We start from the raw sequence: 25010 nt of genomic DNA, 5'->3' as shown, positions 1-25010 counted from the left end.
GATGCGCCGATAACCATAAGGAATAATTCTCCTTGAGGTATTGGTTTATGTCGTTGAAAAAGTCATCCCTGATTGTCCTGTTCTCACTGCTTTTGTTCTTTGTGGTCAGCACCGTCACCAGCGTTGGCCTCATCATTAAAAGTAATAATTCCCTGGATAACGTCAACAAAGAGATCCAGGTTGTGCTGTCGATTATTGACCCCATCAACCATAGCCGTACGCTGCGCGTTCGCGTGATGGAGTATGTGAAGATGGTGGAAGCGGGCAACTCGGCAGACGGGGCGGCGAAGCTTGCTACAGTAAAAGAGGCGCTGACCAAAGCGGACCACGCCTTTGCGGCCTTTATGGCTTCGCCGCGACTCACGGATGAAGCGCCGCTGGTGAGTGCCTATCAGGATGCCTGGCAAAACTACCGCAACCAGGGGCTGGCGCCGCTGATCGATGCCGCTGAGGCACACGATGTTGCTAAATTTAACGCGCTGATCCCGGAAGTTTCCCGCCTCGACCGCCAGTACGAAATCGTTCTCGACCAGGTCCTTTCCGTCCACCAGAAATACGCCAAAAGCCTGAACGAAGACGCGAGCAGTAATTTCGTCTCCGGCCTGGTGATGATTGCCGTTATCGCCTGCCTGTTTGTGCTGGTAATTGTTGCCGTCAGCCTCTTCATGAAGCGCTTAGTCTTTGCGCCGGTCAACCTGGCGCGCGAGCACTGCAGCCAGATCGCCGCGGGCAAGCTCGACATTCCGGTGCCGGTGAAGGGGAGTTCGCATAATGAAATCGACCACCTGATGGGCTCGATGGAGCAGATGCGTCAGGCACTGCTGGCCACTATTGCTCAGGTGCGCGATGCGAGCCATACCGTGACGCACGCAGCGCAGGAGATTGCCTCCGGCAATATCGACCTCGCATCACGTACCGAGCAGCAGGCTTCCGCGTTGACCCAGACGGCGGCAAGCATGGAAGAGCTGAGCGCGACGGTGGCGAACAATACCGATAACGTGTATCAGGCCGGAAAACTGGTGCAGGACGCGGTGCACAATGCCCATACCGGCGAAGCGGTGACCCGCGAGGTGATCGACACGATGAATACCATCGCGGCGAATTCGAAGCGCATCGAAGACATTACCAGCGTGATTAACAGCATTGCCTTCCAGACCAACATTCTGGCGCTGAACGCAGCGGTGGAAGCGGCGCGCGCCGGTACGCAGGGCCGCGGTTTTGCGGTAGTGGCCAGTGAAGTGCGCACCCTCGCACAGAAAAGCGCGGTGGCGGCCAAAGACATTGAAAGCCTGATTGCGCAGTCGGTTTCCAGCGTGAAAAACGGTGCGGAGCTGGTAAACCGCTCGGGCGAGGTGATTGACTCGATTATTTCATCGGTGAACAAAGTGAATACGCTGATGGAGCAGATCTCCGTGGCTTCGGAAGAGCAGAGCCGTGGGATCAGCCAGGTCGGGCAGGCGGTGACCGAAATGGACGGCGTGACCCAGCAGAACGCCGCGCTGGTGCAGCAGTCCGCTGCGGCGGCTGCCTCGCTGGAAGAGCAGGCGCAGCAGCTTTCACGGAGTATTTCGAGTTTTAGGTTGCCGGTGCAGGCGTAATTCTTTAAATCTGCCGGGTGGCGCTGACGCTTACCCGGCCTACGAAATCTGTAGGCCCGTGCAAGCGTTAGCGCCGCCGGGCACTCGCTGCGATTGCGCATCCGTAAAATTATTTCATTCCCCTCAGCAATATTTCCCTCCCTCATCCGTCTACCTCATCACAAGCCATAATCAGTTACGATAAACGAGGTAAACACCATGAGAGATTTTGAACTGCACGGCAGAGGTCACGGGCGCGGATTCGGTCGTCACCGTATGGGCAAGGGCTTAGTCATCGGCGCGGTGATTTTCATCGTGCTCGGCCTGCTGGTGATGTCCCTGTGGAACGCCTTGCTCCCGGCAATCCTTGGCGTGAAAGCCATTGGTTTCTGGCAGGCGCTGGGCATTCTGGTGCTGAGCCGCATTCTGTTTGGCGGACTGGGCTTCCGTCCCGGCATGTTTGGCGCGCACCGCCGGATGCACGAGCGCTGGATGAACATGACGCCCGAGCAGCGCGAGGCGTTTATTCAGCAGCGCCGCGAAGGCTTTGGTCGCCACGGGCGCGGCCACTGCGGCTGGCACGGTCATCGTGACGATAAGCGCGATGACGCTATGCCAAAAGCGCCGGACGCAGAGTGAGCGAGATGAAAGCCGGAGAGGTGGGCGGATCCCTGTTGATGTCGGCGCTCAACGCCTGCCGCGCCCGGCTGAAGGCCTTCATTCGCGGACGAACGTCCGTGCGCGACGACGCCGACGACATTTTGCAGGAAGTGACCTATCAGCTGATGAAGGTGGAGCAGCCGGTCGAAAACGTCGCCGCCTGGCTGTTCCGCGCGGCGCGTAACGAGATGACCGACCGGGCGCGTAAGAAACGCGAGGTGTCGCTCTCCGGCTATTTTACGGATGAAGAGGAGGAGGGCTTCCCGGAGGACGAGCTGGCCGAAACCCTGTTCGGTGTCCCGCAGACGCCGGAAGAGGAGTATCTCAAAACGCTGCTGTGGGAAGAGCTGGGGCAGGCCCTGTCTGAACTGCCGCCGCCGCAGCGCGAGGTGTTTGAAAAGACCGAGCTTCACGGCTACAGCATTAAAATGCTGGCAGAGGAGACGGGGGCCAGCGAACAGGCGCTGTTATCCCGCAAGCACAAGGCGGTGCTGTTTCTGCGCACGCGGTTGCGGGATATCTATGATGCCCTGACGGGCGAATAGCGGCCTCAGACAAAACCTTACACTTCCGGTACTTGTAGATTCATCACTATCGTTTATGATCGGGGCGTCTTGTCACTCTGGAATGTTATGCGCAACCGTCAGCTCCTCGGAAAATGGCTTTTGATCGTTACCTGTCTCGCGATGGCGCTTTGCCTCGTGCAGCGTGCGGTCATGCTCAACCATTTTTTACAGGGACTGGAGCCGCAGATCGCCCTGAGTGCAGACGCCCCGTCGCAAAGCAACGCCGGGGAGTCTGGGCCTTCACCCTGTCAGCTAGGCGCGCACTCCCTGCTTTGCGCGCAGCCACTGTTCTTCGACGGCGCGCTGCCGGCCATTATTATCTTCTTCGCGCTGCTGCAGCTGTTTACGCAAGGGCGGGCATTTGCGCCCGTGGAACAGCCCGTTCAGGCACCGCCTCCCCGAATACACCTTAAAAACTGCGTTTTCCGTGAATGAAAATCATCGTCATCACACGATAATTTTTCACTGTTCACGGAGTAAAACATGGTTAACCTCTTCAGGGGATTCGTCTTCCTGTGGCTGTCCTGCATCGGAATTGTCCATGCGGCGGACACAGGCTGGCTGGTCTCCCCACAAAACGATCACGCCCGCATCCGCTTTCAGGCGGAAAGGGAACAAACGCACATTAAAGGCCTGCTCACCGTTGAGCTAAAGCCCGGCTGGAAAACCTACTGGCGGTCGCCGGGCGAGGGTGGCGTCGCGCCAAAAATCAGCTGGCCGCAGGGCGTTACGGATAGCTGGTCCTGGCCGGTACCGTCGCGATTCGATATCTCCGGTATGACCACGCAGGGCTATCACGATAAGGTCACGATCCCCATCGTGCTCGACGGCGTGAAGGGCGACACGCTCGACGGCACGCTCACGCTCTCCACGTGCAGTAACGTTTGTCTGCTGACGGACTACCCGCTGCACCTCGATTTTACACAGCCGGTGGATGACGGTTTCCGTCACGCCTTTGACCGCGCGATGCAGGCCGTGCCGGGCACGTCTGGCGTTTCCGCCGATCTGTCGGCCTGGCTCTCTGACGGCAACCTGGTGGTGACGGGAACGACCGACGGGAAATGGGATAATCCGGGGATCTACTTTGACCCGCTGGAGGGGGATATTCTGCCCGGCGAGCCGGCCATTAAGCACGATGGCAATACGCTTCGGGTCACGGTGCCCGTCACCGACGAATGGGGCGATAAGCCCACGTCGCTGGAAGGCAAGAGGCTGTCATTTGTGCTGACCAATGGCAGTGACGCACAGCAAACCACGATGACCGTTGGCGCTACGCCCGCCGAGACTTCCGCCCCAGGCGGAACGGGCAAAATGGTGCTCTTTGCCCTGCTGGGCGGGCTGATCCTCAACCTGATGCCGTGCGTACTGCCGGTGATGGGGATGAAGCTTAACAGCATTCTGCAGGCGGGGTCGGACAGACGCGTCATCAGGCTGCGCTTCCTGGCAACCAGCGCCGGGATCCTCACCTCCTTTATGCTGCTGGCCGCCATGGTGACCGGGCTGAAGCTGGCCGGGGCGTCCCTGGGCTGGGGCATTCAGTTCCAGAACCCGTGGTTTATCGGGCTGATGGTTACCGTGACCTTCCTCTTTGCGCTGAACCTGTTTGGAACGTTTGAGATGCTGCTGCCTTCTGCCGCTACCGGGCGACTGGCTACGGCAGGCGGGGCGGGGCTTGGCGGCAGTTTCTGCGAAGGGATGTTTGCTACGCTGCTAGCCACGCCGTGCTCCGCACCGTTCCTCGGTACCGCAGTTGCCTTTGCCCTTGGCGCGCCGCTGCACGCCCTGTGGCTCATCTTCCTGATGCTCGGCGTGGGCATGAGCCTGCCGTGGCTGTTTGTCGCCCTGGTGCCCAAAACGGCCATGCTGCTGCCGAAGCCTGGCCGCTGGATGAACACGCTTAAAGCGATCCTGGGCCTGATGATGCTGGCCTCCAGCCTCTGGCTGGCGACGCTGCTGAGCCTGCATCTGGGGGCAATGGTGAGTCAGATCGTGGTGCTGGTGCTGATTGTTGTCGCGCTGGTGCTGTTCGCGTTGAAGGGGCAAACCTCCTCGCCGTTGTTCTGGATCGTGGTCATCGCGCTGTCGGCGTTTGGCGGGTATCAGCTGCGCGGAGTGTTTACCTCGCCGCCGGACGCTCCGGCGCAACATATCGCTGAGGCCATCCCGTGGCAGCCACTGAGTGAAGACGCCATCCAGCAGGCGCTTTCTCAGGGGAAACGGGTGTTTGTGGATATTTCGGCGGACTGGTGTGTGACCTGCAAAGTTAACGAGCATCGGGTCCTGAATCAGCCAGACATCATTGCCGCGCTGAGTCAGCCGGACGTAGTGGCGCTGCGCGGTGACTGGAGCCAGCCGTCCGCCTTTATCGCGGATTTTCTGGCGAAGCGAAACCGCTACGCTATTCCGTTTAATGCGGTATATGGCCCTGGTCTGCCGGAGGGCGAAATCCTCTCGCCGCTGCTGGATAAACGCACCCTGGTCACCACCCTGAACAACGCAAAAGGCTAAACGTATTATGAAAAAATTCCTTTTCACGCTGATGCTCCTGCTGGCCTCGGCTCAGGCGATGGCCGCTCAGCCGCTGACGCCAGACCAGGAGCAACGTGCGCAGAAGATGATCGCGGATTTTCTGTTTAACGATCCGAATTCCCCGCGTATCGGCGCGAAAAATCCAAAGCTCACCCTTGTGGTGTTTACCGACTACAACTGCCCGTACTGCAAGAAATTCGACCCCTATCTGGAGAAGATCGTAGAAAAACATCCCGATGTCGCCGTGGTGTTTAAGTTTTTACCTTACCGCTCGGAAAGTTCGCTGACCGCCGCGCGCGATGCGCTCACGCTCTGGCGTCAGGATCCCGGGGCGTTTATGAAACTGAACCATACCCTGATGGCCAAAAAGGGGTACCACGATGACGCCAGCATTCAGGAAGCGCAAAAACGGGCAGGGGTCAGCGTTACCACGCCTGATGAGGAGAGTCTGATGACGATCAAGCGCAGCCTGCTTGTCGCGGAAAAAATGGGCATTCAGGGTACGCCCGCCACGCTGATTGGTGAGGGATTGCTGCCCGGCTGGGTGCCTTTTGAACAGTTCGATGAAATCGTCAGCGACGCGCTGAAAAACCGCTAACCTGAAGGGGGCGTGATGCCCCCGATAAACCGGAGAGGGATATGAAAAAATTACTGTTACTTTCGGCACTGGCGACCTCAGGGCTGGTCCAGGCTGCTGACGCTATACCGGATGTGGTTAAGCACTTCAGTGAGCAGCAGAACATTACAATCATCAAGAAGCTGGATGCTCCCGGCGGCGCGCCGGCCTGGCTGGGGCAATATCAGGACATGGGGGTGACGCTCTTTTTAACCCCGGACGGCAAGCACGTGATTTCGGGCTATCTGTACGATGACAAAGGGAAAAACCTCAGCGAGGGGTATTTCCAGAAAGAGATCTATGCCCCGATGGGACGCGAAATGTGGAAGACGCTCAACGCGGCGCATCCCCTGAAGGAAGGGGCGGATAACGCGCCGCGCAAAGTCTTCGTCTTCGCCGATCCGTTCTGTCCGTACTGCAAGCAGTTCTGGTCAGAGGCGCAGCCGTGGGTCAAGGCGGGCAAGGTCCAGCTGAATACGCTGCTGGTGGCGTTTCTTAACCCTAACAGCGGACGTAACGCTGCCGCGATCCTGAATGCGAAAGATCCGGTCTCGGCCTGGCGCGAGTACGAGCTCTCCGGTGGCAAAAAGTTACCGAAGCCTGAGGGGGAAGGGTCTCGCGAAACGGTAGCGATCCTGCAGAAACACCAGGCGCTGATGGACAGTCTGGGGGCCAACGCCACCCCGGCCATTTACTATATGAACGCGGAAAACGAGCTGCAGCAGGTTGTCGGGATGCCGGACGCGCAGCAGCTTGAAGCGATGTTCGGGCCGAAGCCGTAAAGAACGCAGGCAGAAACAGGACGTTTCTGCCCGGCCGTCCGGTTAGCTACCCCAGCGTCCTTTGAGATAGTTGACCGCCTGCTGCGTCTGCGGCTTGTTCAGGTAATCTTCCCGGAACAGGATGGTGCCGTTGACGTTGGGCAGTGAATCATTGAGATCGAGCTGTTTTTTCAGTTCCGGCACGCCGCCCTGAACCGTCCAGTCCGGCTCATTTTTCGACGGTTCGCCCACTTTGTAGAACGCGATGCCGATGTACAGACGCGTGTGGGTCGGCTTCACGACGTCGGCCCACCATTTGGTCAGCACGTCATAGCGCGCGGCATCCCGGGAGAAGGGCCAGTAAATTTGCGGGGCGATGTAGTCCAGCAGGCCCTGCTGCACCCACTGACGCGTATCGGCGTAGGATTCATCATAGGCGGCGGCACCCCGGGTGTCCGAGCCTGCTGGGTCAAAGGAGCGGTTACGCCACACGCCAGCCGGGCTGACGCCAAACTCAACATCGGGTTTGGTTTGTTTTATCGCGCGGGAAACCTGAACGATCAGCTGATGCGTGTTGTGTCTTCGCCAGTCGGCCTTAGAGGCAAATCCCTGTCCGTACTGCCGGTAAGTCTGAGAATCATTCAGCGCGGATCCCGGTGATTCGGCATAAAAGTAATCATCAAACTGCACGCCGTCTATCGGGTAGTTCGCCACGACTTCCGTGACGACACGGGTTATCCAGTCGCGCACTTCCGGAATGCCGGGATCGAGTACGAAGCGATCGCCCGAGACGCGTACCCACTCCGGGTGCTGGACATAGACGCTGGACGGGGTCTGATACGCCGTCCGGTTCAGGGCAGCGATGGTTGACGGCTTCGTGTTGGTCGACACGCGGTACGGGTTGAACCAGGCATGGACTTTCATACCGCGCTTGTGCGCTTCATCCAGCATAAACTGAAGCGGATCGTATCCCGGATATTCGCCGATGTTGCCCGTCAGCATATCTGACCACGGTAAAATTTTTGATGACCAGAGTGCCGTGCTGTCCGGCTTTACCTGGAAAAACACCGTGTTAATCCCAAGGTGCTTAAGGTTATCGAGCTTGGCGATAAGCGCCTGCTTTTGCATTGCGATGCGCTGGTCAGCGCTGGTGCCATTCACCGAGGCCACCGGCGGCCAGTCGAGGCGAGAGACGGTCGCAAGCCAGATCCCGCGCATCGGCTCGTTTGCCTGTTGGGTCGGTTTGCTGACGATGGGGAGCGGGGTAACTAATGATTTTGGTGGTTTTGAGGAGCAGCTTACAAGTAAAAGTGCGCAGCCAGCCAGCGCACCGATCCGTTTTACGTGTCGCGTCATTTGCGTATTAGCTCTTGATAATCCGACTGTTAGCCCAGGGATTAAAGGCGGGCGCCTCCTGTTCTTTATGTCCCTCGTCGTGGAGGGAATCCAGATACAGGGCTTCGACCTCCGCGCGTGCCCACGGGGTACGGCGCAGAAATTTCAGGCTCGATTTAACGCTGGGGTCTTTTCTGAAACAGTTAATTTTGATGCGGTCACCCAACTCGCTCCAGCCATATTTCGCCACCAGGGCGTTGACCATCATCTCCAGCGTAACGCCATGCAAAGGATCGTTAGAAATGTGTGCAGTCATAGGTGTCCGGATGTCTCAATTTTTGTGGGGGTGGAGTTACCGGTGAAAGGGTACAAGAAAGCAGGGGAAGCGGCAATTTAAGCGTGAAATTCTTCACCCCCGAGGGGTGAAGAAAGAGAAACGTTCGTTTACTTTTTGTCTTTAAACAGTTCAGGTGCCCACGGTGTCGGATCCACCTCCATAAACGGCGCGCGCTCGAAGCGATCCTTCAGCGCCCACGGCACCGTGCAATCAAAGATGGTCTTGCAGGAGATGCCGTTTCCGCGAATTGAGTTGCTGTAATCCGGCGACTGAGACGGATCCAGCTGGTGACCGCGGATCCCCGGAATATTCGTGATGCTGACATCGCCCTGCATACGGGTGGTCATCGCCCACAGGATGTCGTCGCTGTCGAAAATATCCACGTCTTCATCGACAAGGATAATGTTTTTCAGCTCCGAATAGGTGGCTAACGCGATAAGTGCTGCCTGGCTCTGGCGTCCTTCATCTGACGGCTGGCGTTTTTTCACCTGCAAAATACCCAGGAATTTACCGCCACCCGCGGTATGCGCATAGACGTTTTGCAGGAAGCCCGGAATCGCCTCCTCAACCGCATTGCGGATGCTGGCCTCCGTCGGCAAACCGGCCAGGGTGGTATGTTCTTCTCCGGGGCCCACCAGCGTTTGCAGGATAGCCTGATGGCGCATGGTCACCGCTTTTACTTTGATCACGGGCAGAGACGGGTTCGCCTCACCGCAGTAGCCCGGGAATTCCGGCATCGCGTGGCCGGTGTTGGTATGCTGATCTTCTCTTACGCGCACGCCGGGAAGCAGTTCGCCTTCAATGATAATTTCCGCCCGCGCGATGGCTTTCTCTTTTACCGCCACGCCCTGTACCAGCTCGACCGGCTGCTGGCGCAACGCCCCGGCGACGCCCAGCTCATTGTAACCAAACGGTGTGGTGGGGGCCTCAAAACACGCGCCGATATAGATAGCGGGATCGAGCCCCATGTTGATCGTCACCGGCAGCGGTTTTCCGGCCGCTTCCGCTTTTTTGCGAAAGACTTCAATATGGCGACCGGCGGCCAGGAACATGGATAGCTCATCGCGCTCCTGCACGCAAAGGCGGTGGATGGTGACATCCGTCAGCGAGCTGTCCTCCGGATCGCTTGCCAGCACCAGTCCCAGGCAGAAGAACGGGCCTGCATCAATCGGCGTATTGGTTGGTGCTGGCAGCAGTTTGCGCAGATCGAAGTCCGGATCTTCAGCGTAGAAGACCTGCTCCTGACAAGGGGCCTGCGAGGCCGGGACGACAACGGGTGCGACCGGTTTTTTCACCGCCTGACCGACATGTTTTGCCAGTTCAGAAGGCGCACAGCCTAACAAAAGTGCCGCGCGTTCACGGCTGGCGTGCATGCCTACCAGAATGCGCGAGCCCGGATAGCCCTTCACGCTGTTGAACATCATGGCCGGCCCCGTGCGGGTCGGGCGTTTTACCGTACCGCCCGCGCCAATATGACGATACACACCTGCCAGCTCTGCGTTAGGATCGACGGGATGATCGGTTTCAATATACTGGCCTTCGTGGCGCTTCAGTAAGGCGATGGCACTTCTGAGATCGTTGACTGGGTTTTCCATATTTTCCTCCCTCGGTTGAATACCTCCATTTTTACGACAATGACCCATAGCATCAATTGCATCATTACTGCTAAATTGATAATTAATTTATTATCAAAAAAGGAAGTCTCCCGTGCAGTTTCGTCAGATGCGCCATTTCATTGTCGTTGCCGAAGAACTCCACATGCACCGGGCCGCCGAGCGTTTAAACATGGCGCAACCGGCGCTGAGCCAGCAGATAAAGGCGCTGGAAGAACGTTTAGGCGTCACGCTCTTTAGCCGGGCGAACCGTCGCTTAACCCTGACGCCCGCGGGCGACGCGTTTCTGGTGAAGGCCAGGCTCGCCATCTCCCTGACCGAGCAGGCGGTGCTGGACGCCAGGCAAACGGCGAGAGGCGAGCAGGGGGTGTTAAACCTGGGATGTGTGTCGAGTGCAATGTTCGACGGCAAGCTGCCCGCTGCACTGCGCCAGATGCACAGCCGCTGGCCGGCGATTACCATGTCTTTGATGACGGGCAATGTGCAGACGCTCTACGCCGCCGTGCAAAGTAACCAGCTGGATGTGGCGATTATTCGGGCACCGCTGCCATCGCTGCCTGACGATCTGCAAAGCCGGCCGTTCACCTCAGAAAAAACGGTGCTGGCGCTGTATCGCCAGCATCCTCTGGCCGACTCTTCCGCCCTGACGCTCGCGTCAGTGAAGGATGAAAAATGGATCTCGCTGCGCGATCCGGAGGGCATGGGGCTGGAGCAGTACTTTTATGACGTCTGTAGCGGGGCGGGTTTCCAGCCGGACGTAGTGCAGAATGCGACGGATGTTCCCACGGTGATAAGCCTGGTCTCCGCGGGCTTTGGTCTGGCGCTGTTGCCTGCGTCCGCAAAGGCAGTGAGTGTCGAGAATGTCGTTTACGTGGACATTCTCGACCGTCTCAGGGAAAGCGAACTGACGCTGGTGTGCCACCGGATTATTCGCTCAGAAGTGCTTAAAAAATTTCTGGTTACCCTCGACCGCACCTGACGGCGTCATCCGCTCATTTCACGCTGCTGGCGTCCCGGTTGGTATAGGTGACGGGAACCCAGGCATAGCCACCGTTTTCACCTTTGGTGACATAGCCGATACCCGGGAACGGCAGATGGGGCGCGGCAATCAGGTCTCTGTTTTTCACAAAGTCCGCAAACGCCTGTTCGCGCACGCTTGCCGCTTTGTTCTGATCTTCATCGTAGGTGATGGTCACACCAGGCTGCGGGAACTGGACCGCCCCGGCATGAATGATGTCGCCGACAAAGGTGATCTTCTCGCCTTTGCTTGTCAGCGTGTAGAAGGCTGAACCCGGCGTATGGCCGGGATGAACCGTGCCGGTCAGCCCCGGAAGAATCTCAGCCGTGCCGCTAAAAGGCACCACTTTACCGGCGTCAAGATAGGGCTTTAAGGTCTTCTGCGCGACGTCAAAGTAGTTCTTGCCGTAGCCGGTTTTCTTTTGATTATCGTCGTTAAAGAAAAAGTCGACGTCGGGTTTGCCAACGAAAACGCGTGCGTTGCTGAATACCACCTTGCCGTCTTTGACCAGACCGCCCGCGTGATCGGAGTGGGCGTGGGTCAGCAGGACTTCAGTAATGTCCTCGGGTTTAACCCCTTGCGTGGCGAGGCTTTCAACCAGGCGTCCACCCGCATCAGGACCAAAGAGCTGGCCCGAGCCGGTATCCACCAGAATTTTATGTCCGGGGATCGCAATCAGGAACGCGTTAATGGAGACCTCGGCCGGGTTGGTCTGGAAATTTTTCGCGAGCAGCGCATCAATCTTTTGCGGCGTTGTCCGGCGCAGCAGCTTATGCAGATCCTGCGCGACGGTTCCGTCGGTAAAAGACGTGACAATGACATCGCCGACCTGCACGCGGTAACCGCCCGCCGGTTGTTTAACGACGTGCTGGGGCGTTTCTGCCGAAGCCTGCAGCACAGGGTAGAAAAGCAGTGAACTGGACATCAGCGTGGAAAGAGCAAGTTTTTTCATGGTAAGCATACGCGTCTCCTTTGAAAGTGCTCATCTTACTCATAGCGGCCGTAGAGCAGCGAGTTTCCTCTACACCAGCATGTAATACCAGAACAGGGCAACTTCGTCTTTTTCCGGTAAAGCGTTGTACAGATAACGGTCGTATCCGCCCAGGGTGAAACCGTAGTTTCGGTAAAACAGACAGGCCGAGACGTTCACATTTTGGGTTTCAAGCCGCAGTCCCGGCGCGTTTACGCTTCGCGCCCACACGTGCGCGGCGGCCATCAATTTTTGTGCTGCGCCGGTTCTGCGTTTTGTACGATCTACGGCTATGTAATCCACCGAGATAAACTTATTCCAGCCAATTGATGCAGTAATAAAACCGGCTATTTCACCCTCGTTCGTTTCTGCAACAAGAAATATGGCGTCCGGGTTAACACAATGATTTTCAAGTGTCTGGATATCGAGCTCGTAGGTTTTTATCCAGGGCTCGGCGATAGCTTCAATATGCAAATCACAATGGAGAAAAGGCTCTCGTGCAATGTGGTTAACGGTGAAAGAGAAGTCACAACATTCGAGGCGTACGAGGTCGGTATTTAATCCTTTTCGAATCTGCATAATATTCCCGGTAGTGAGTGAGTTCATAAAGAATAGACGAAGCGGTTAAATCCGCTGAGCCAACACACTTTTAATCCTGAACTAAGCTTGTACTTCGTTCCGCGTAAAATGTGGGTCATTCGAGGACAATGAATGGAATTCAGGACATTTCAAAAGCAGTGGGGTGCTGAGTTTATTTCCGATGACGTTGTACGTTTTCGCGTCTGGGCAGAAGGACAGAAAGCGCTGACGCTACGTCTGGCCGTCACCGACGTGCCGATGACGGCAGTGGGTAACGGTTGGTTTCAGGCAGACGTTCCGGGCGTTACGCACGGCACAGAGTATCAGTTTGTCCTGCAGGACGGCATGACGGTGCCCGATCCCGCGTCTCGCGCACAGGCAAGAGACGTTAACGGCCCCTCCATCGTTATCGATCCCCGACGTTATCAGCCGGTTAACCGGGACTGGTCAGGGCGGCCGTGGGAAGAGACGGTTATCTATGAACTGCACATCGGCACGTTTACCCCGGAGGGGACCTTCCGGGCCGCCATTGAAAAACTCCCTTACCTGGCAGAACTGGGTATAACCCAGCTTGAAGTTATGCCCGTCTCTCAGTTTGGCGGATCCCGCGGCTGGGGGTACGACGGTGTGTTGCTTTATGCTCCGCACGCCGCATACGGTACGCCAGAGGATTTCCGCGCGTTAATCGATGCCGCGCACGGTCTTGGGCTTTCCGTGGTGCTGGATATCGTACTCAACCACTTCGGCCCGGAAGGCAACTATCTCCCGTTGCTGTCGCCTGCCTTTTTCGATGCAGAGCGGATGACGCCCTGGGGCAACGGGATCGCCTACGAGCGCGAGCCGGTAAGACATTACATTACCGATGCGCCGCTCTACTGGCTGACCGAGTACCGCCTGGACGGCCTGCGTTTTGATGCCATCGACCAGATTAAAGACAGCTCGAAGACGCATATTCTCCAGGAAATTGCAGAGAAGATCCGTGAGGCGATCCCGAACCGTCATGTTCACCTGACCACGGAAGACAGCCGCAACGTCATTTTCCTGCATCCGCATGATGAGCACGGCAATACGCCGCTGTTTACCGCTGAGTGGAATGATGATTTCCACAACGCGGCTCACGTGTTTGCCACCGGTGAGACGCACGCGTACTACCAGGATTTTGCGTTTGAACCAGAGAAAAAATTCGCCCGGGCGCTGGCAGAAGGGTTTGTCTACCAGGGCGAGGTTTCGCTGCAAACCGGCCAGTCCCGCGGGGTGGAGTGTCACACGCAGCCACCGCAGTTCTTCGTTGATTTTATTCAGAACCACGATCAGACCGGGAATCGCGCCCAGGGTGAGCGGCTTATCACCCTCGCGGGCGCCAATAAAACCCGTGTGCTGCTTGCTGCACTGCTGCTTTCCCCCCATATCCCGCTGCTGTTTATGGGCGAGGAGTTTGGTGAATCACATCCGTTCCTGTTCTTCACCGATTTTCACGGCGATCTGGCCGACGCGGTGCGGGAAGGGCGCGCAAAAGAGTTTACTGGCCATGCCGGGCACGATGACGCTGTCCCGGACCCGAATGACGTGAACACCTTTGTCCGCTCAAAGCTTGACTGGAATAAAATTGCCACCGACGACGGCAAAACGTGGCTCCGCTTCACGCGCCATCTGCTTACGCTGCGTCATCGTTATATCGTTCCGCTTCTGCATGAGGGGAGCCGCGTCGAGGGCAAGGTGATCGGGACGGCACCCGGTATGGTGGCCGTAAGCTGGCGCTTCCCGTCCGGAACGCTTTCGCTGGCGCTCAATATCGGCAATAAATCTGTCAAACCGCCCGCTCTTTCGGGGGAGACGCGCTTCGCCTGGCCGGAGGTAACCGACATTTTGCCGCCGAACAGTATTGTCGTTCGCTTTGCTGATGGAGAAGCATCGTTATGATCCCTTCCGCCACGTACCGTATACAGTTCCGTAATGGCATGACCTTCGATCGCGTTGTCGGGCTGGTACCCTATCTGAAAGACCTCGGCATCAGCCACCTTTATGCCTCCCCGGTGTTTACTGCCACAACGGATTCCACGCACGGCTATGACGTCACCAACCCGAATGAAATAGACCCTGCGATCGGCGGACGCGAAGGTTTCGACCGCTTGTCCGCGGCGCTTAAGCAGGCCGGCATGGGGCTGATTCTGGATATTGTCCCTAACCATATGTCGACCTCTCTGGAAAATACCTGGTGGCGGGACGTGATTGAGTACGGACAGCAGAGCCGCTATTTCCGCTATTTCGATATCGACGGGTCTCGCCCGCTGACGCTGCCGTTTCTCGGGGACACCTTTGAGGCGGAGCTGGAGAAGGGAGCCATTACTTTAAAACGTGACCCTGTCACAAACAAAGCCGCTCTGATCTATTACGACACCGCATATCCGCTCAACCCGGGCACGTTCAGCGAGGATAAGAGCCTTGCGGAACTGCACGAAGCACAAAGCTGGCGATTGATGTCCTGGCGGGAAGCGCCGAAACAGCTTTCGTGGCGACGTTTCTTTGAGATTACCGGTCTGGTGGGCGTGCGTGTTGAAGATGACGCGGTATTCGACGATACGCATCGCCTCATCCTTGAACTGGTTCACGCGGGTGTGGTGGATGGTCTGCGGATCGACCATATCGACGGTCTGGCCGATCCGCTGGGCTATCTGCAGCGCCTGCGGCAGGCAACCGGACCGGACTGTTATATCACGGTCGAGAAAATTCTCGCTAAAGGAGAACAGCTTCCCGCCGAGTGGCCCGTCTCCGGTACTACCGGGTACGAATTTATCGCTTCGCTGGCGGAAGTGCTGGTCGACGACGATATCCTGTCGCGTCTGGAAAAAATTCACGACGAGACGCTGGGGGTAACGGTCGATCGCCACGCGGAACTGCGCGATGCGAAAGGCCTGATGACCGATCGTAATTTTGAGGGCGAGTTCACCACGCTGCTTAATCTTGCAGACGATCTGGCCCGCCGCAATGACGTTGCGCTGCAGCGCGATGATATTCACCACGCGTTACGCGAGCTGCTTATCGCCTTTCCGGTGTACCGCACCTACGGCACCCGGGAGGGGTTAACCCCGCCAGATGTCGCGCTGCTTAACCGCGTGGTCGCTAGCGTCGAGACATCCGAAGCCGCCCTGAGCCTGATAGTCCGCATTCTTACCGGCGATTTGCCGGAAGAGTGCCGCGAGTCCGCCGCGCTTTTCAGAACCCGCTTTCAGCAGTTGACCGGGCCGCTGATGGCGAAGTCCGTTGAAGACACGCTGTTCTTTCGTCATAACCTGGAGCTGGCGCTTAATGAAGTGGGCGCCGACCCGACGCCGCGCGCGTTCTCGCTATCCCGCTTTCATCAGGAGATGCGCATTCGTCTGGCCCGTCAGCCCGATGCGCTGCTGGGCACCTCCACGCACGATACCAAGCGCGGGGAAGATGCCCGGGCCCGGCTTTACACCCTGACGGAGGCCCCGGAACAGTGGGGCGAAAATCTGGCCCGCTGGCGCCAGATGAACCAGACCCAGGTGCGGTTTCTCAATGACGGTACCGCGCCAAACGCCGCCGACACGTGGATGATCTATCAGGCGCTGGCAGGCGTCTGGCCCGCCACGCTGTCGCCGGACGACGCCGACGGGCTTGCCTCGCTGGAGGCGCGTTTTATCGCTTTCCTCGAAAAAGCGCTGCGCGAGGCGAAACAGCGCACCGACTGGATCGACAGCAACGAGAGCTATGAGAGCGTGGTGCTGCGCTATGCCCGGCACCTGCTTTCACCGGACAACACGCTGTTTCTGCATGATTTCAGCGAGTCCATGCGGCCCTTTATCCGCGCCGGACTGATGAACAGCCTCAGCCAGACGGTGATTAAGCTGACGGCGCCCGGCGTGCCGGATATCTATCAGGGCAGCGAGGCGCTTAACGTTAGCCTTGTCGATCCGGATAACCGCCGCGAGCCGGACTTTCCGACGCTGGTGCAAAACCTCAGCGTGGCGAATGCCGGTATGTTTGAAAACCCGGCGTGCTGGCAGGACGGAAGGGTGAAGCAGTTTGTCACCGCTACGCTCCTGCGCCTGCGGCCACACTATCCCGGGCTGTTTCGCTATGGCGACTGGCTGCCGCTTAAAGTGTCCGGCGAGCGGGAGGAGCATCTGATTGTCTATGCGCGAGTGAAAGACGGCGAGGTGCTGATTGTTGCCGTGCCGCGACTGGTTTTTGGCGTCACCGATAACCGCACGCTGTGGGGCAATACCACGGTGGCGATACCCGAGGCGCTGGCAGGAAAACGCTATCGGGATCTGTTCAGCGGTGAAAGCCGCATGCTGCAAGAGACGCTGGATTTAACGTCGGAAAAGGGATGTGTACTGGTTCTGCTTACCTGCGAATAATCGTGGAGAACGAAAATGGCAAAGGATACAACGTTTGAAATTCGGGCCGGTCATGGCCAGCAGTTGGGTGCAAATTATGACGGGAAGGGGGTCAACTTCGCGCTGTTCTCCGCTCACGCTGAGCGGGTGGAGCTCTGTCTGTTTGACCCCTCCGGGAAAACGGAAATCGCCCGGCTCGAGCTTCCTGAATATACCCACGAAGTCTGGCACGGCTATGTGCCGGATCTGAAGCCCGGTACGCTTTACGGCTATCGCGTTTACGGCCCCTATGACCCGGAAAACGGTCATCGCTTCAACCCGCATAAACTGCTTATCGACCCCTATGCCCGCGAACTGGTGGGTGATATCGACTGGAACGAGGCCCATTTCGGCTATGCGCTGGGGCATGACGAATTAGACTTGAGTTTTGATACCCGTGACAGCGCGCCGTTCACGCCAAAATGTAAGGTTATCGACCCGAACGCCTGTGACTGGCAGGACACTAACCGACCCACTATCCCCTGGCCGAACACCGTGGTGTATGAAAGCCACGTAAAAGGGTTTACCCAGATGAACCCGGCAATTCCTCCCGAACTGCGGGGCACCTTTGAGGGAATGGGGCATAAAGCCTCCGTGGACTACATCAAAAGTCTCGGCATCACCTCGGTTGAGCTGCTCCCGGTTCACTGGTTCCCGGACGATCAACATCTTCTCGACCGCGGTCTGAAAAACTTCTGGGGCTATAACACGCTGGGCTTTTTTGCGCCGGCGTCGCGCTACTTCGGCCCGGCGGGGATCCTGGGCTTTCGCGATATGGTGCGCGCTTATCATGATGCGGGCATCGAAGTGATTCTCGACGTGGTGTATAACCACACGGCGGAAGGCAATGAGCTTGGCCCCACGCTCTCGTTTAAAGGCATTGATAACTACAGCTATTATCGCACGCTGCCTGACCAGCACCGGTATTACATCAACGACACCGGAACGGGGAACACGGTCAATACCTCTCACCCGCGTGTGCTGCAGATGGTGATGGATTCGCTGCGCTACTGGGCGGAGTCGATGCATATTGACGGTTTCCGTTTCGACCTGGGAACGATACTGGGCCGCGAGCCGGAAGGGTTTGATCCGCGCGGCGGCTTTTTCGACGCCATGACCCAGGATCCGGTTTTATCCCGACTGAAGCTAATTGGTGAACCCTGGGATATCGGCCCCGGCGGCTATCAGGTGGGCGGTTTTCCGCCAGGCTGGGGTGAATGGAACGACAAATACCGCGACACCGTACGCGAGTACTGGAAGGGGGATAACGTCTCTAACGACTTTGCCGCCCGTCTGCTGGGATCCGGTGACTTGTACGATCTGCGCGGGCGTCGCCCCTGGGCCAGCGTTAATTTCATCACCGCCCATGACGGCTTTACGCTGAATGACCTGGTGTCGTACAACGAGAAGCATAACGCCGACAACGGGGAAGACAATAATGATGGCCATAACGATAACCGTTCATACAACTATGGCGAAGAAGGGCCGACGGAGAACCCGGATATTATTGCTACCCGCGAAAGGCAGAAGCGTAATTTCCTGACCACGCTGCTGTTTTCCCATGGTACGCCAATGCTGCTGGCCGGCGATGAGTTTGGCCGCACGCAGAAGGGCAACAACAACGGCTACTGCCAGGACAGTGAGATCTCGTGGATCGACTGGAAAGGACTCTCCGAGAACGACGCTGCGCTGCGCGAGTTTACCCGACGGTTGATTGCGCTTCGTGCCGCGCAACCGTTATTGCGTCGTGAAAGCTGGCGCGACGGGCTGGAGATCCGCTGGTTTAACGCCGGCGGCGGTCCGCAGCAGGCAGAGCAGTGGGATGAGGGCTCGACGCTCGGGGTGTCCATCAGCAGGCCCGATCTCAAACAGGAAGAGGGGATCTGGCACGATGTGCTCATGCTGTTCAACCCGTTTGAAGGCAGCGTGGCATTCCAGATCCCACAGTTTGGTGAAGGGGGATGGGTGCTGGAGCTGTCTACAGCCGATGACGCCGTGACCGGGAAGGCGATCACCGAAGCGGTAGAATTCGAGCTGGCCGGACGCAGCATTACTCTTTTCCGACGGCCCTGAGTTTACAGTGATGCCGCCGCCCTGGCGGCGGTGTCGTACAGAGAGGAAATCGTGCGTAACAGCTGCGCGGTTTCGCCAATGGATTTTCCGGCAATGCCGCTCTCCGCATGTATCGCGATCAGACACGCCTCCCGCACGTCGCGGTATTTCATACATAACGCTTTACCTTCCTCCGTGGTGGAGAAAAAGAGCTCTTTACCCGCTTTCTCACTTGTCACGTAGCCTGCTTTAACCAGCTTTTTCAGGGCATAAGTCACCACATGCGTATCTTCCACGTTGAGAACAAAACAGATATCAGCCAGCTTTTTCTTGCGGTCGCGGTGGTTCACATGGTGCAGAAGTGAGACATCAAAGGCGCCCATATCGGGCTCGCCGGCAGCCGTCATGCAGCGCACCATCCATTTGTTGAACGCGTTGCTGGTCATGATCAGCGCGTATTCCAGCTCTGACAGTTCCGCGCAGCGCTCGGACACCAGATGGCGGGACGAGACGATCCGGCCATCGTTGATGTCGTCGTGATGGGGTGAAGCACGCTTTTCTGAGGTCATAACGTTCCTTAGTCAGAAATGTAAACTCATCGATAAAATAAGAACATTTTATTGATAAATTGTTTACATGTTTTTGAGGTTCAGATATAGCTTTTTAGCGCAGGTTTTGCAAAGCCTGACGAAAACACAACATCGCTCGCCGCAAATTAAAAAAATAGCCGTCGGCGCGCAACGCTCACTTTCGATAGGGTAAACGTTATGGACGGTTCTACGCTGTTGCCGCTGATCGGGATACCGATCGTGGTTATTGGTTTTGCTTTGCGCTTCAACCCGCTACTGGTGGTCGTGGTGGCGGGGCTGGCGACGGGTCTGCTGGTCGGTATGGATTTCGGCATGCTGCTCGAGACCTTTGGCGAGAAGTTCGTCAATAGCCGATCGCTCGCGACCTTCATTCTGATCCTGCCGGTCATTGGTCTGCTGGAATATTACGGGCTAAAAGAGCGCGCCCAGGCCTGGGTCGCGAAGATCGCCAGCGCCACCTCGGCGCGTATTTTGATGCTCTACTTTGTCGCCCGTGAAGGCACGGCCGCGTTAGGGCTGATGTCGCTGGGCGGGCATGCCCAGACGGTACGCCCGCTGCTGGCGCCGATGGCTGAAGGGGCCGCTCTGAACGAGTATGGTGAACTGCCGCAGCATATCCGCGACAAAATCAAAGCCCATGCCGCCGCGTGTGACAATATCGCGGTCTTCTTTGGGGAAGACATCTTTATCGCCTTTGGTGCAGTGCTGCTGATTGACGCGTTCCTGAAAGAGAACGGCATTCAGGGGATTGAACCGCTGCATATCGGCCTGTGGGCCATTCCGACGGCCATTGCGGCATTGATTATTCATATGACACGCCTGCTGCGCCTGGATGCCAGTATCCGTCGTGACGTGATGGCCTGGCGTGCAGAGCAGGCAACGCAGGGGGCCGCGCAATGATGACGCTTATCACCATTAACCGCGTGTACTACCTGATTGGCTTCGTCGTGATGTTGCTGGTGGTCATGACCCTGCGCGATCGTGCGAATCCGAAGCGTTTCACCACCGCGCTTTTCTGGTTTTTATTTGGTGGGATTTTCCTGTTCGGTGATCTGATGGTTCAGGAGCTCGGCAAATCGCTGGCGTACCGGATCATCGGCGGCAGCGTTATCGTTATCGCGCTGCTGGCGGGCTTTGGTCTCGTCGGAAAGGGGCACTACAAAATGGCCTCCGATGAGGAACGGGTTGCCTCGTCAAACCGCCTCAAAAACTGGCTGTTCCTGCCCGCGCTGATGATCCCCGTGGTGACGGTGATCGGGACGCTGTTCCTAAAGGGCGTGTCGATTGGCGGCGTTTATCTTCTCGACCAGAAACAGCTCACCCTTGCGGCGCTGTGCGTGGCCTGCGTCGCGGCGATCCTCACCGGCTGGTGGCTGACGAAGGGCACGCCGCTGCACGCGATTCGCCAGTCTCGCCGTCTTGTCGATACCATCGGCTGGGCGGTGATCCTGCCGCAGATGCTGGCCATGCTGGGTGGGGTATTCGTGGCGGCCAATACCGGTGACTCCGTACAAAAGGTAGTGAGCCTGTTTGTGAACCCGGATAACCGCTTCATGCTGGTGGTGATTTACTGCGTGGGGATGGCGCTGTTTACCATGATCATGGGTAACGCCTTTGCCGCTTTCCCGGTATTGAGTGCCGGTATCGCCTTACCGTTCCTGATTAACGTGCATCACGGTAACCCGGCGCCGCTGCTGGCGATTGGCATGTACGCAGGGTATTGCGGCACGCTGATGACGCCGATGGCCGCGAACTTCAATATCGTGCCCGCCGCGCTGCTGGAGCTGAAAGACAAATATCAGGTGATCAAGATCCAGATCCCGACCGCGTTAACCTTGCTGGTGGTGAACGTGTTCTTAATGTATTTCCTCGTTTTTCGCTAAGGAGCGGTTATGAAATTAACGCAACAACAGGCTGACGCGTTTGCCCGAATGCCTTTAACCTATTTGCGCCAGGAATACCCGAACCACATCATGCACCTGCTGAATGATGATGGTGATGTTCTGCCGCCTCGCGAACTGCACCCGATTTTCTACGGCTGTTTTGACTGGCACTCGGCCGTGCACGGCTACTGGTTGCTGCTGCGCTGCGTGCGTCTCTATCCCGAATTGCCGTGCCGGGATGAAATCGTCGCGCTATTCGACGAGCACCTGACCGAAGAGAACGTGGCTAAGGAACTGGCCTATTTTACTGCGCCGTTCCGCGCCTCGTTTGAGCGCCCGTATGGCTACGGCTGGCTGCTGGCGCTGGCCCAGGAACTGAAACAGTCGTCGCTGCCGCAGGCCGCAGGCTGGTATCAGACGCTTGAACCGTTAACGCAGGATATTCGCAATCGTCTGGTGGATTACCTCGGCAAGCTCACCTATCCGATCCGCGTCGGGACGCATTACAACACGGCGTTTGCTCTGGCGCTGGCGCTCGACTATGCGCATACAGTGAGTGACAGCGGGCTTGAGCAGGCTATTCTGGCATCAGCGGAACGGTTTTATCTCGCCGACACGCGCTACCCGGCGCACTACGAGCCCGGCGGTGATGAGTATATTTCCGGTGCTCTGACAGAAGCGTTGCTGATGAGCAAGGTGGCAGAGGACTTCCCGGCCTGGTTCGACGCGTTTCTGCCGGAGGTGGGCGCCGTTGCAGCCCTGATGAGCCCGGCGCAAGTGAGTGACCGTACCGACCCGAAAATTGCCCATCTGGACGGGTTAAACCTAAGCCGCGCCTGGTGTATGAAGCATATCGCAAAAGCGCTTCCCGCAAACCATCCGGCGCAGCAGGCGCTGCGTGATTCGGTGGCGAAACACCTGATGGCAAGCGTAGAGCATGTTGTCGGCAGCCACTACAGCGGCGGGCACTGGCTGGCGAGCTTTGCGCTGCTGGCGCTGGAGTAAATAAACGATACGCCTTTCTTGCCGGGTGGCGCTGCGCTTACCCGGCCTACATTGTTCATTAAAATCAATATATTGCATATTATCTTGTAGGCCCGTGCAAGCGTAGCGCCGCCGGGCGCAGCCTGCTCGCGCTAAACAACACGGCGCCCGTCGAGGCTATGACGGCGATCCACAGCGCAACATGCACGATCCGGTCATCAAGGGTTTGGCCGGTTGTTGCCGCCAGCAGCACGCCCACCGTAGCGGCGCCGAGACACTGGCCGAATGTCCTGACGATAGACAACACGCCGGAGGCATAGCTGGCATAGTCTCGCGCCACGTTAGCGAGCATTTCCCGGTTATTGGGGCTCTGGAAGCAGCCAAACCCTATCCCGCAAACCAGGCTGCGCAGGCAGATGTTCCATACGGATGGGCTTTCAGGCAGGGTCGCCAGCAGAACCAACCCACCGACAAATATCATCAGCCCAAGGGTCGAAATCAGCGGCGCGGAAATCGTATCAGCCCAACGCCCCGCGTGCGGCGCAATCAGCACAATACCTATCGGCCACGGGGTAAAGAGCAGCGCAGAAACCACCGGACTGTAGCCATACACGCTCTGAAACAGGAACGGCAGCGCGACAAAGGTGATGCCCTGGCTCACAAACGAGGCCAGCGAGGTTAGCGCAGCGAGGGTAAAGCGTCCGTTTTTGAATATGACGGGCGGAAATAAAGGGTGACTTGCCCGCCGAATCCGCCAGATAAAGGCGAGGGCGCTCATCAGCGCGAGAAGTCCCCAGCTGATGGCTTCGTGATTAATGTGCTGCGTGACGCGCTGAAGACTGTTGGCCGTCATGATCGTGGCTCCCAGAAATGTTGCGGAGAGCACTGCGCCTGGCGCATCAAAGGAGGATTTATCACCCGCTGATTCCTTCGGTAAAGCGCGCCATGCCAGCAGCAGGGCGATGCAGCCTGGAATAAGGTTAATGGCGAACAGCCATTGCCAGCTCAGCGCGTTCAGAATCGTTCCGCCCAGCACCGGGGCTATCGCCGTGCTGGAGGCGATGAGCAGGGCGTGCAGCCCCAGAACGCGGCCAAGTAGTCTGCCGGGAAAAACGGATCGCAGGATTGCCGGGGCGATGCTCAGGGTGGCCGCACCGCCGATGCCCTGCAGAATACGCATTCCGATCAGCACATCCGGGGTCTTCGCCAGCGCGCAGCCGAGAGTGGTAAGCGTAAAGGTGGCAAGCCCGGCCAGAAACACCGGGCGATAGCCCACGCGCGCCGCCAGCGCGGCAAAGATGGCGAGGGTCATGGCCGCTGACAGCAAATAACCGTTGGCGAACCAGACAGCAACATTGGCAGGAACCTGCATTGCGCTTGCCATGGAGGGGAGCGCGATGTTGATCATCGTTCCGTCAAAGACCCCCATCAGCGTGGTGGTCATCACGGCGGCCAGGACCCGGGCGCGCTCATACCCGGATAAACCTTCATCGCCGGGCAGGTTTGAAAATAGCGTCATCGTCGTTACTCCAGAAAAGAATAGTAATGACGAAACTATAATCATCAGGTATACAGGGCGGAAGACGCAGCATTTGCACTTAATCGTTGCATATAACGCCTTATCTGAGGATTCCTCGTGACCGATCCTGACTTTAATCTGCTTGTCGCGCTCGATGTCCTGCTGGCCGAAGCCAGCGTGGCGGGCGCGGCGCTTAAACCTGAGCTCCTCCGCCATGAGCCGAACCCTGAGCAGGCTGCGGGAGGTCACTGGCGATCCTATTCTGGTTCGGGCGGGTCGTCAGATGGTGCTGACCCCCTGGGCGGAAGCCACACGGGATCGCGCCCGCAACGCCGTACACGAGGCGAGGGCGGTGCTCCAGCCCTCCAGCGATACGCTGAAGGTCGAGAATCTGGCGCGCCTGTTCACCATCAGAGCCAACGACGGTTTTGTGGTGGCGTTTGGGCCATTGCTTATTGCCGCAGTCGCGAGTGTTGCCCCCGACGTTTGTATCCGTTTCTCCCCGAAACCTGAAAAAACATCGCGCTATCTGCGAGAGGGGCTTGTCGATCTGGAAATCGGCGTGCAGAGCAATATGGGGCCTGAAATACGTCTGCAACGGCTGTTTCAGGACAGGTTTGTTGGCGCAGTGCGCCAGGGGCATCCACTGGCTTCGCGCCCGTCAGTTAGCCTGCAGGATTATATCTCCTGGGGGCATGTGGTGGCCTCGCCCGACGGATCGTTACACGGTTTTGTCGATGACGCGCTGGCGGAACGCGGGATGAAACGTAACGTCGCCAGCGTTGTGCCTGGTTTCCCGACGGCGTTATCCGTGGCGCTGGCCTCCGATCTGATTGCCATGGTCCCGGCGCTGTATTTGCTCAATCAGCCCATGTCAGAACGCGTACACGTCTTTGAACTGCCGTTTAAAACCCGGAGCATTACCGTCTCACAGATGTGGCATCCGCGCATGGAAAAGGATCCCGCGCACCGGTGGCTCAGGGAGAAGGTGCTGGAAGTATGTCGGCCGGTTCGCTGA

21 protein-coding genes and 1 pseudogene are annotated in these 25010 nt (G+C 57.8%); 15 read left to right on the top strand and 7 right to left on the bottom strand.

The features are described from left to right. Positions 1 to 47 precede the first annotated feature (47 nt). The 7 genes from ACOTYN_RS13810 (at position 48) to dsbG (ending at position 6730) form a co-directional block, all read left to right on the top strand. Positions 48 to 1598 carry a methyl-accepting chemotaxis protein gene (locus tag ACOTYN_RS13810; RefSeq protein ID WP_071922215.1) on the top strand — a complete coding sequence of 517 codons (1551 nt, stop codon included), beginning with the start codon at positions 48 to 50 and terminating at the stop codon, positions 1596 to 1598. Between the two features lie 198 nt (positions 1599 to 1796). After that, on the top strand, positions 1797 to 2216 hold the full coding sequence (locus tag ACOTYN_RS13805) for a hypothetical protein (RefSeq protein WP_220419653.1): 420 nt from the start codon (positions 1797 to 1799) through the stop codon (positions 2214 to 2216). Positions 2217 to 2221: 5 nt separating this feature from the next. After that, positions 2222 to 2782, top strand: a complete 561-nt coding sequence (locus tag ACOTYN_RS13800; protein ID WP_014883881.1) for an RNA polymerase sigma factor — start codon at positions 2222 to 2224, stop codon at positions 2780 to 2782. 87 nt (positions 2783 to 2869) lie between these two features. Beyond that, positions 2870 to 3238, top strand: coding sequence for a hypothetical protein (locus tag ACOTYN_RS13795; protein WP_014883880.1), 369 nt, complete (start codon positions 2870 to 2872; stop codon positions 3236 to 3238). A 48-nt stretch (positions 3239 to 3286) separates the two neighbouring features. Then, positions 3287 to 5311, top strand: coding sequence for a protein-disulfide reductase DsbD family protein (locus ACOTYN_RS13790; RefSeq protein WP_071922217.1), 2025 nt, complete (start codon positions 3287 to 3289; stop codon positions 5309 to 5311). 7 nt (positions 5312 to 5318) lie between these two features. Further along, on the top strand, positions 5319 to 5930 hold the full coding sequence (locus ACOTYN_RS13785; protein WP_071922218.1) for a DsbA family protein: 612 nt from the start codon (positions 5319 to 5321) through the stop codon (positions 5928 to 5930). A 41-nt stretch (positions 5931 to 5971) separates the two neighbouring features. Continuing rightward, the gene (gene dsbG, locus ACOTYN_RS13780) at positions 5972 to 6730 is read left to right on the top strand and encodes a thiol:disulfide interchange protein DsbG (RefSeq protein ID WP_014883877.1); all 759 of its coding nucleotides are present in this window, start codon (positions 5972 to 5974) and stop codon (positions 6728 to 6730) included. Positions 6731 to 6772: 42 nt separating this feature from the next. Here the strand turns inward: dsbG and ACOTYN_RS13775 are convergent, their stop codons facing one another. From ACOTYN_RS13775 to ACOTYN_RS13765, 3 genes are all read right to left on the bottom strand, one after another. Beyond that, positions 6773 to 8065, bottom strand: a complete 1293-nt coding sequence (locus ACOTYN_RS13775; RefSeq protein WP_071922219.1) for a glycoside hydrolase family 10 protein — start codon at positions 8063 to 8065, stop codon at positions 6773 to 6775. A 7-nt stretch (positions 8066 to 8072) separates the two neighbouring features. After that, complete coding sequence (locus ACOTYN_RS13770; RefSeq protein ID WP_014883875.1) at positions 8073 to 8360, bottom strand: VF530 family DNA-binding protein; 288 nt, start codon at positions 8358 to 8360, stop codon at positions 8073 to 8075. A 128-nt stretch (positions 8361 to 8488) separates the two neighbouring features. Further along, positions 8489 to 9976 carry a UbiD family decarboxylase gene (locus tag ACOTYN_RS13765; protein WP_332957957.1) on the bottom strand — a complete coding sequence of 496 codons (1488 nt, stop codon included), beginning with the start codon at positions 9974 to 9976 and terminating at the stop codon, positions 8489 to 8491. A 112-nt stretch (positions 9977 to 10088) separates the two neighbouring features. Here ACOTYN_RS13765 and ACOTYN_RS13760 point away from each other — a divergent pair, with 112 nt between their 5' ends. Next, positions 10089 to 10973, top strand: coding sequence for a LysR substrate-binding domain-containing protein (locus tag ACOTYN_RS13760; protein WP_071922221.1), 885 nt, complete (start codon positions 10089 to 10091; stop codon positions 10971 to 10973). Positions 10974 to 10986: 13 nt separating this feature from the next. Here ACOTYN_RS13760 and ACOTYN_RS13755 read toward each other — a convergent pair whose 3' ends face one another. After that, positions 10987 to 11973 carry an MBL fold metallo-hydrolase gene (locus ACOTYN_RS13755; RefSeq protein ID WP_023330446.1) on the bottom strand — a complete coding sequence of 329 codons (987 nt, stop codon included), beginning with the start codon at positions 11971 to 11973 and terminating at the stop codon, positions 10987 to 10989. Positions 11974 to 12033: 60 nt separating this feature from the next. Next, positions 12034 to 12561 (bottom strand): GNAT family N-acetyltransferase, encoded by a 528-nt coding sequence (locus tag ACOTYN_RS13750; RefSeq protein WP_023337318.1) that lies wholly within the window; start codon positions 12559 to 12561, stop codon positions 12034 to 12036. A 132-nt stretch (positions 12562 to 12693) separates the two neighbouring features. Between ACOTYN_RS13750 and treZ the strand changes: the two genes are divergently transcribed. The 3 genes from treZ to glgX are packed head-to-tail and all read left to right on the top strand — an operon-like array spanning position 12694 to position 19037. Continuing rightward, the gene (treZ, locus tag ACOTYN_RS13745) at positions 12694 to 14481 is read left to right on the top strand and encodes a malto-oligosyltrehalose trehalohydrolase (RefSeq protein ID WP_071922222.1); all 1788 of its coding nucleotides are present in this window, start codon (positions 12694 to 12696) and stop codon (positions 14479 to 14481) included. Next, positions 14478 to 16946: a malto-oligosyltrehalose synthase gene (treY, locus tag ACOTYN_RS13740; RefSeq protein ID WP_088126735.1), complete on the top strand. Its 2469-nt coding sequence runs from the start codon at positions 14478 to 14480 to the stop codon at positions 16944 to 16946. Before treZ ends, treY begins: the two co-directional genes overlap by 4 nt. Before the next feature lie 15 nt (positions 16947 to 16961). Next, positions 16962 to 19037 carry a glycogen debranching protein GlgX gene (glgX, locus tag ACOTYN_RS13735; protein WP_071922224.1) on the top strand — a complete coding sequence of 692 codons (2076 nt, stop codon included), beginning with the start codon at positions 16962 to 16964 and terminating at the stop codon, positions 19035 to 19037. Positions 19038 to 19039: 2 nt separating this feature from the next. Here the strand turns inward: glgX and ACOTYN_RS13730 are convergent, their stop codons facing one another. Then, positions 19040 to 19585, bottom strand: a complete 546-nt coding sequence (locus tag ACOTYN_RS13730) for a winged helix DNA-binding protein (RefSeq protein WP_014883867.1) — start codon at positions 19583 to 19585, stop codon at positions 19040 to 19042. Positions 19586 to 19783: 198 nt separating this feature from the next. On the opposite strand from ACOTYN_RS13730, the gene ACOTYN_RS13725 reads away from it, so the two are divergent. From ACOTYN_RS13725 to ACOTYN_RS13715, 3 genes are read left to right on the top strand one after another with little or no spacing between them, the layout of a single operon-like run. Next, positions 19784 to 20506, top strand: coding sequence for a DUF969 domain-containing protein (locus ACOTYN_RS13725; protein WP_014883866.1), 723 nt, complete (start codon positions 19784 to 19786; stop codon positions 20504 to 20506). Then, positions 20503 to 21489, top strand: a complete 987-nt coding sequence (locus ACOTYN_RS13720; protein WP_023330441.1) for a DUF979 domain-containing protein — start codon at positions 20503 to 20505, stop codon at positions 21487 to 21489. Before ACOTYN_RS13725 ends, ACOTYN_RS13720 begins: the two co-directional genes overlap by 4 nt. A gap of 9 nt (positions 21490 to 21498) precedes the next feature. Beyond that, entirely contained in the window at positions 21499 to 22494 is a 996-nt protein-coding gene (locus tag ACOTYN_RS13715; RefSeq protein ID WP_071922226.1) for a DUF2891 domain-containing protein, read from the top strand. A 79-nt stretch (positions 22495 to 22573) separates the two neighbouring features. On the opposite strand, the gene ACOTYN_RS13710 is transcribed toward ACOTYN_RS13715, so the two are convergent. Beyond that, a complete protein-coding gene (locus ACOTYN_RS13710) occupies positions 22574 to 23992 on the bottom strand; it encodes an MFS transporter (RefSeq protein WP_332957964.1) in 1419 nt (472 codons plus the stop codon). Between the two features lie 117 nt (positions 23993 to 24109). On the opposite strand from ACOTYN_RS13710, the pseudogene ACOTYN_RS13705 reads away from it, so the two are divergent. Beyond that, positions 24110 to 25010, top strand: a pseudogene (locus ACOTYN_RS13705) (LysR family transcriptional regulator).

Source organism: Enterobacter cloacae complex sp. IR5458 (assembly GCF_049238025.1).
GTDB classification, from domain to species: domain Bacteria; phylum Pseudomonadota; class Gammaproteobacteria; order Enterobacterales; family Enterobacteriaceae; genus Enterobacter; species Enterobacter kobei.
Note: the sequence above shows the minus strand (reverse complement) of the source record. Positions and strands in the feature narration are given on the sequence as shown.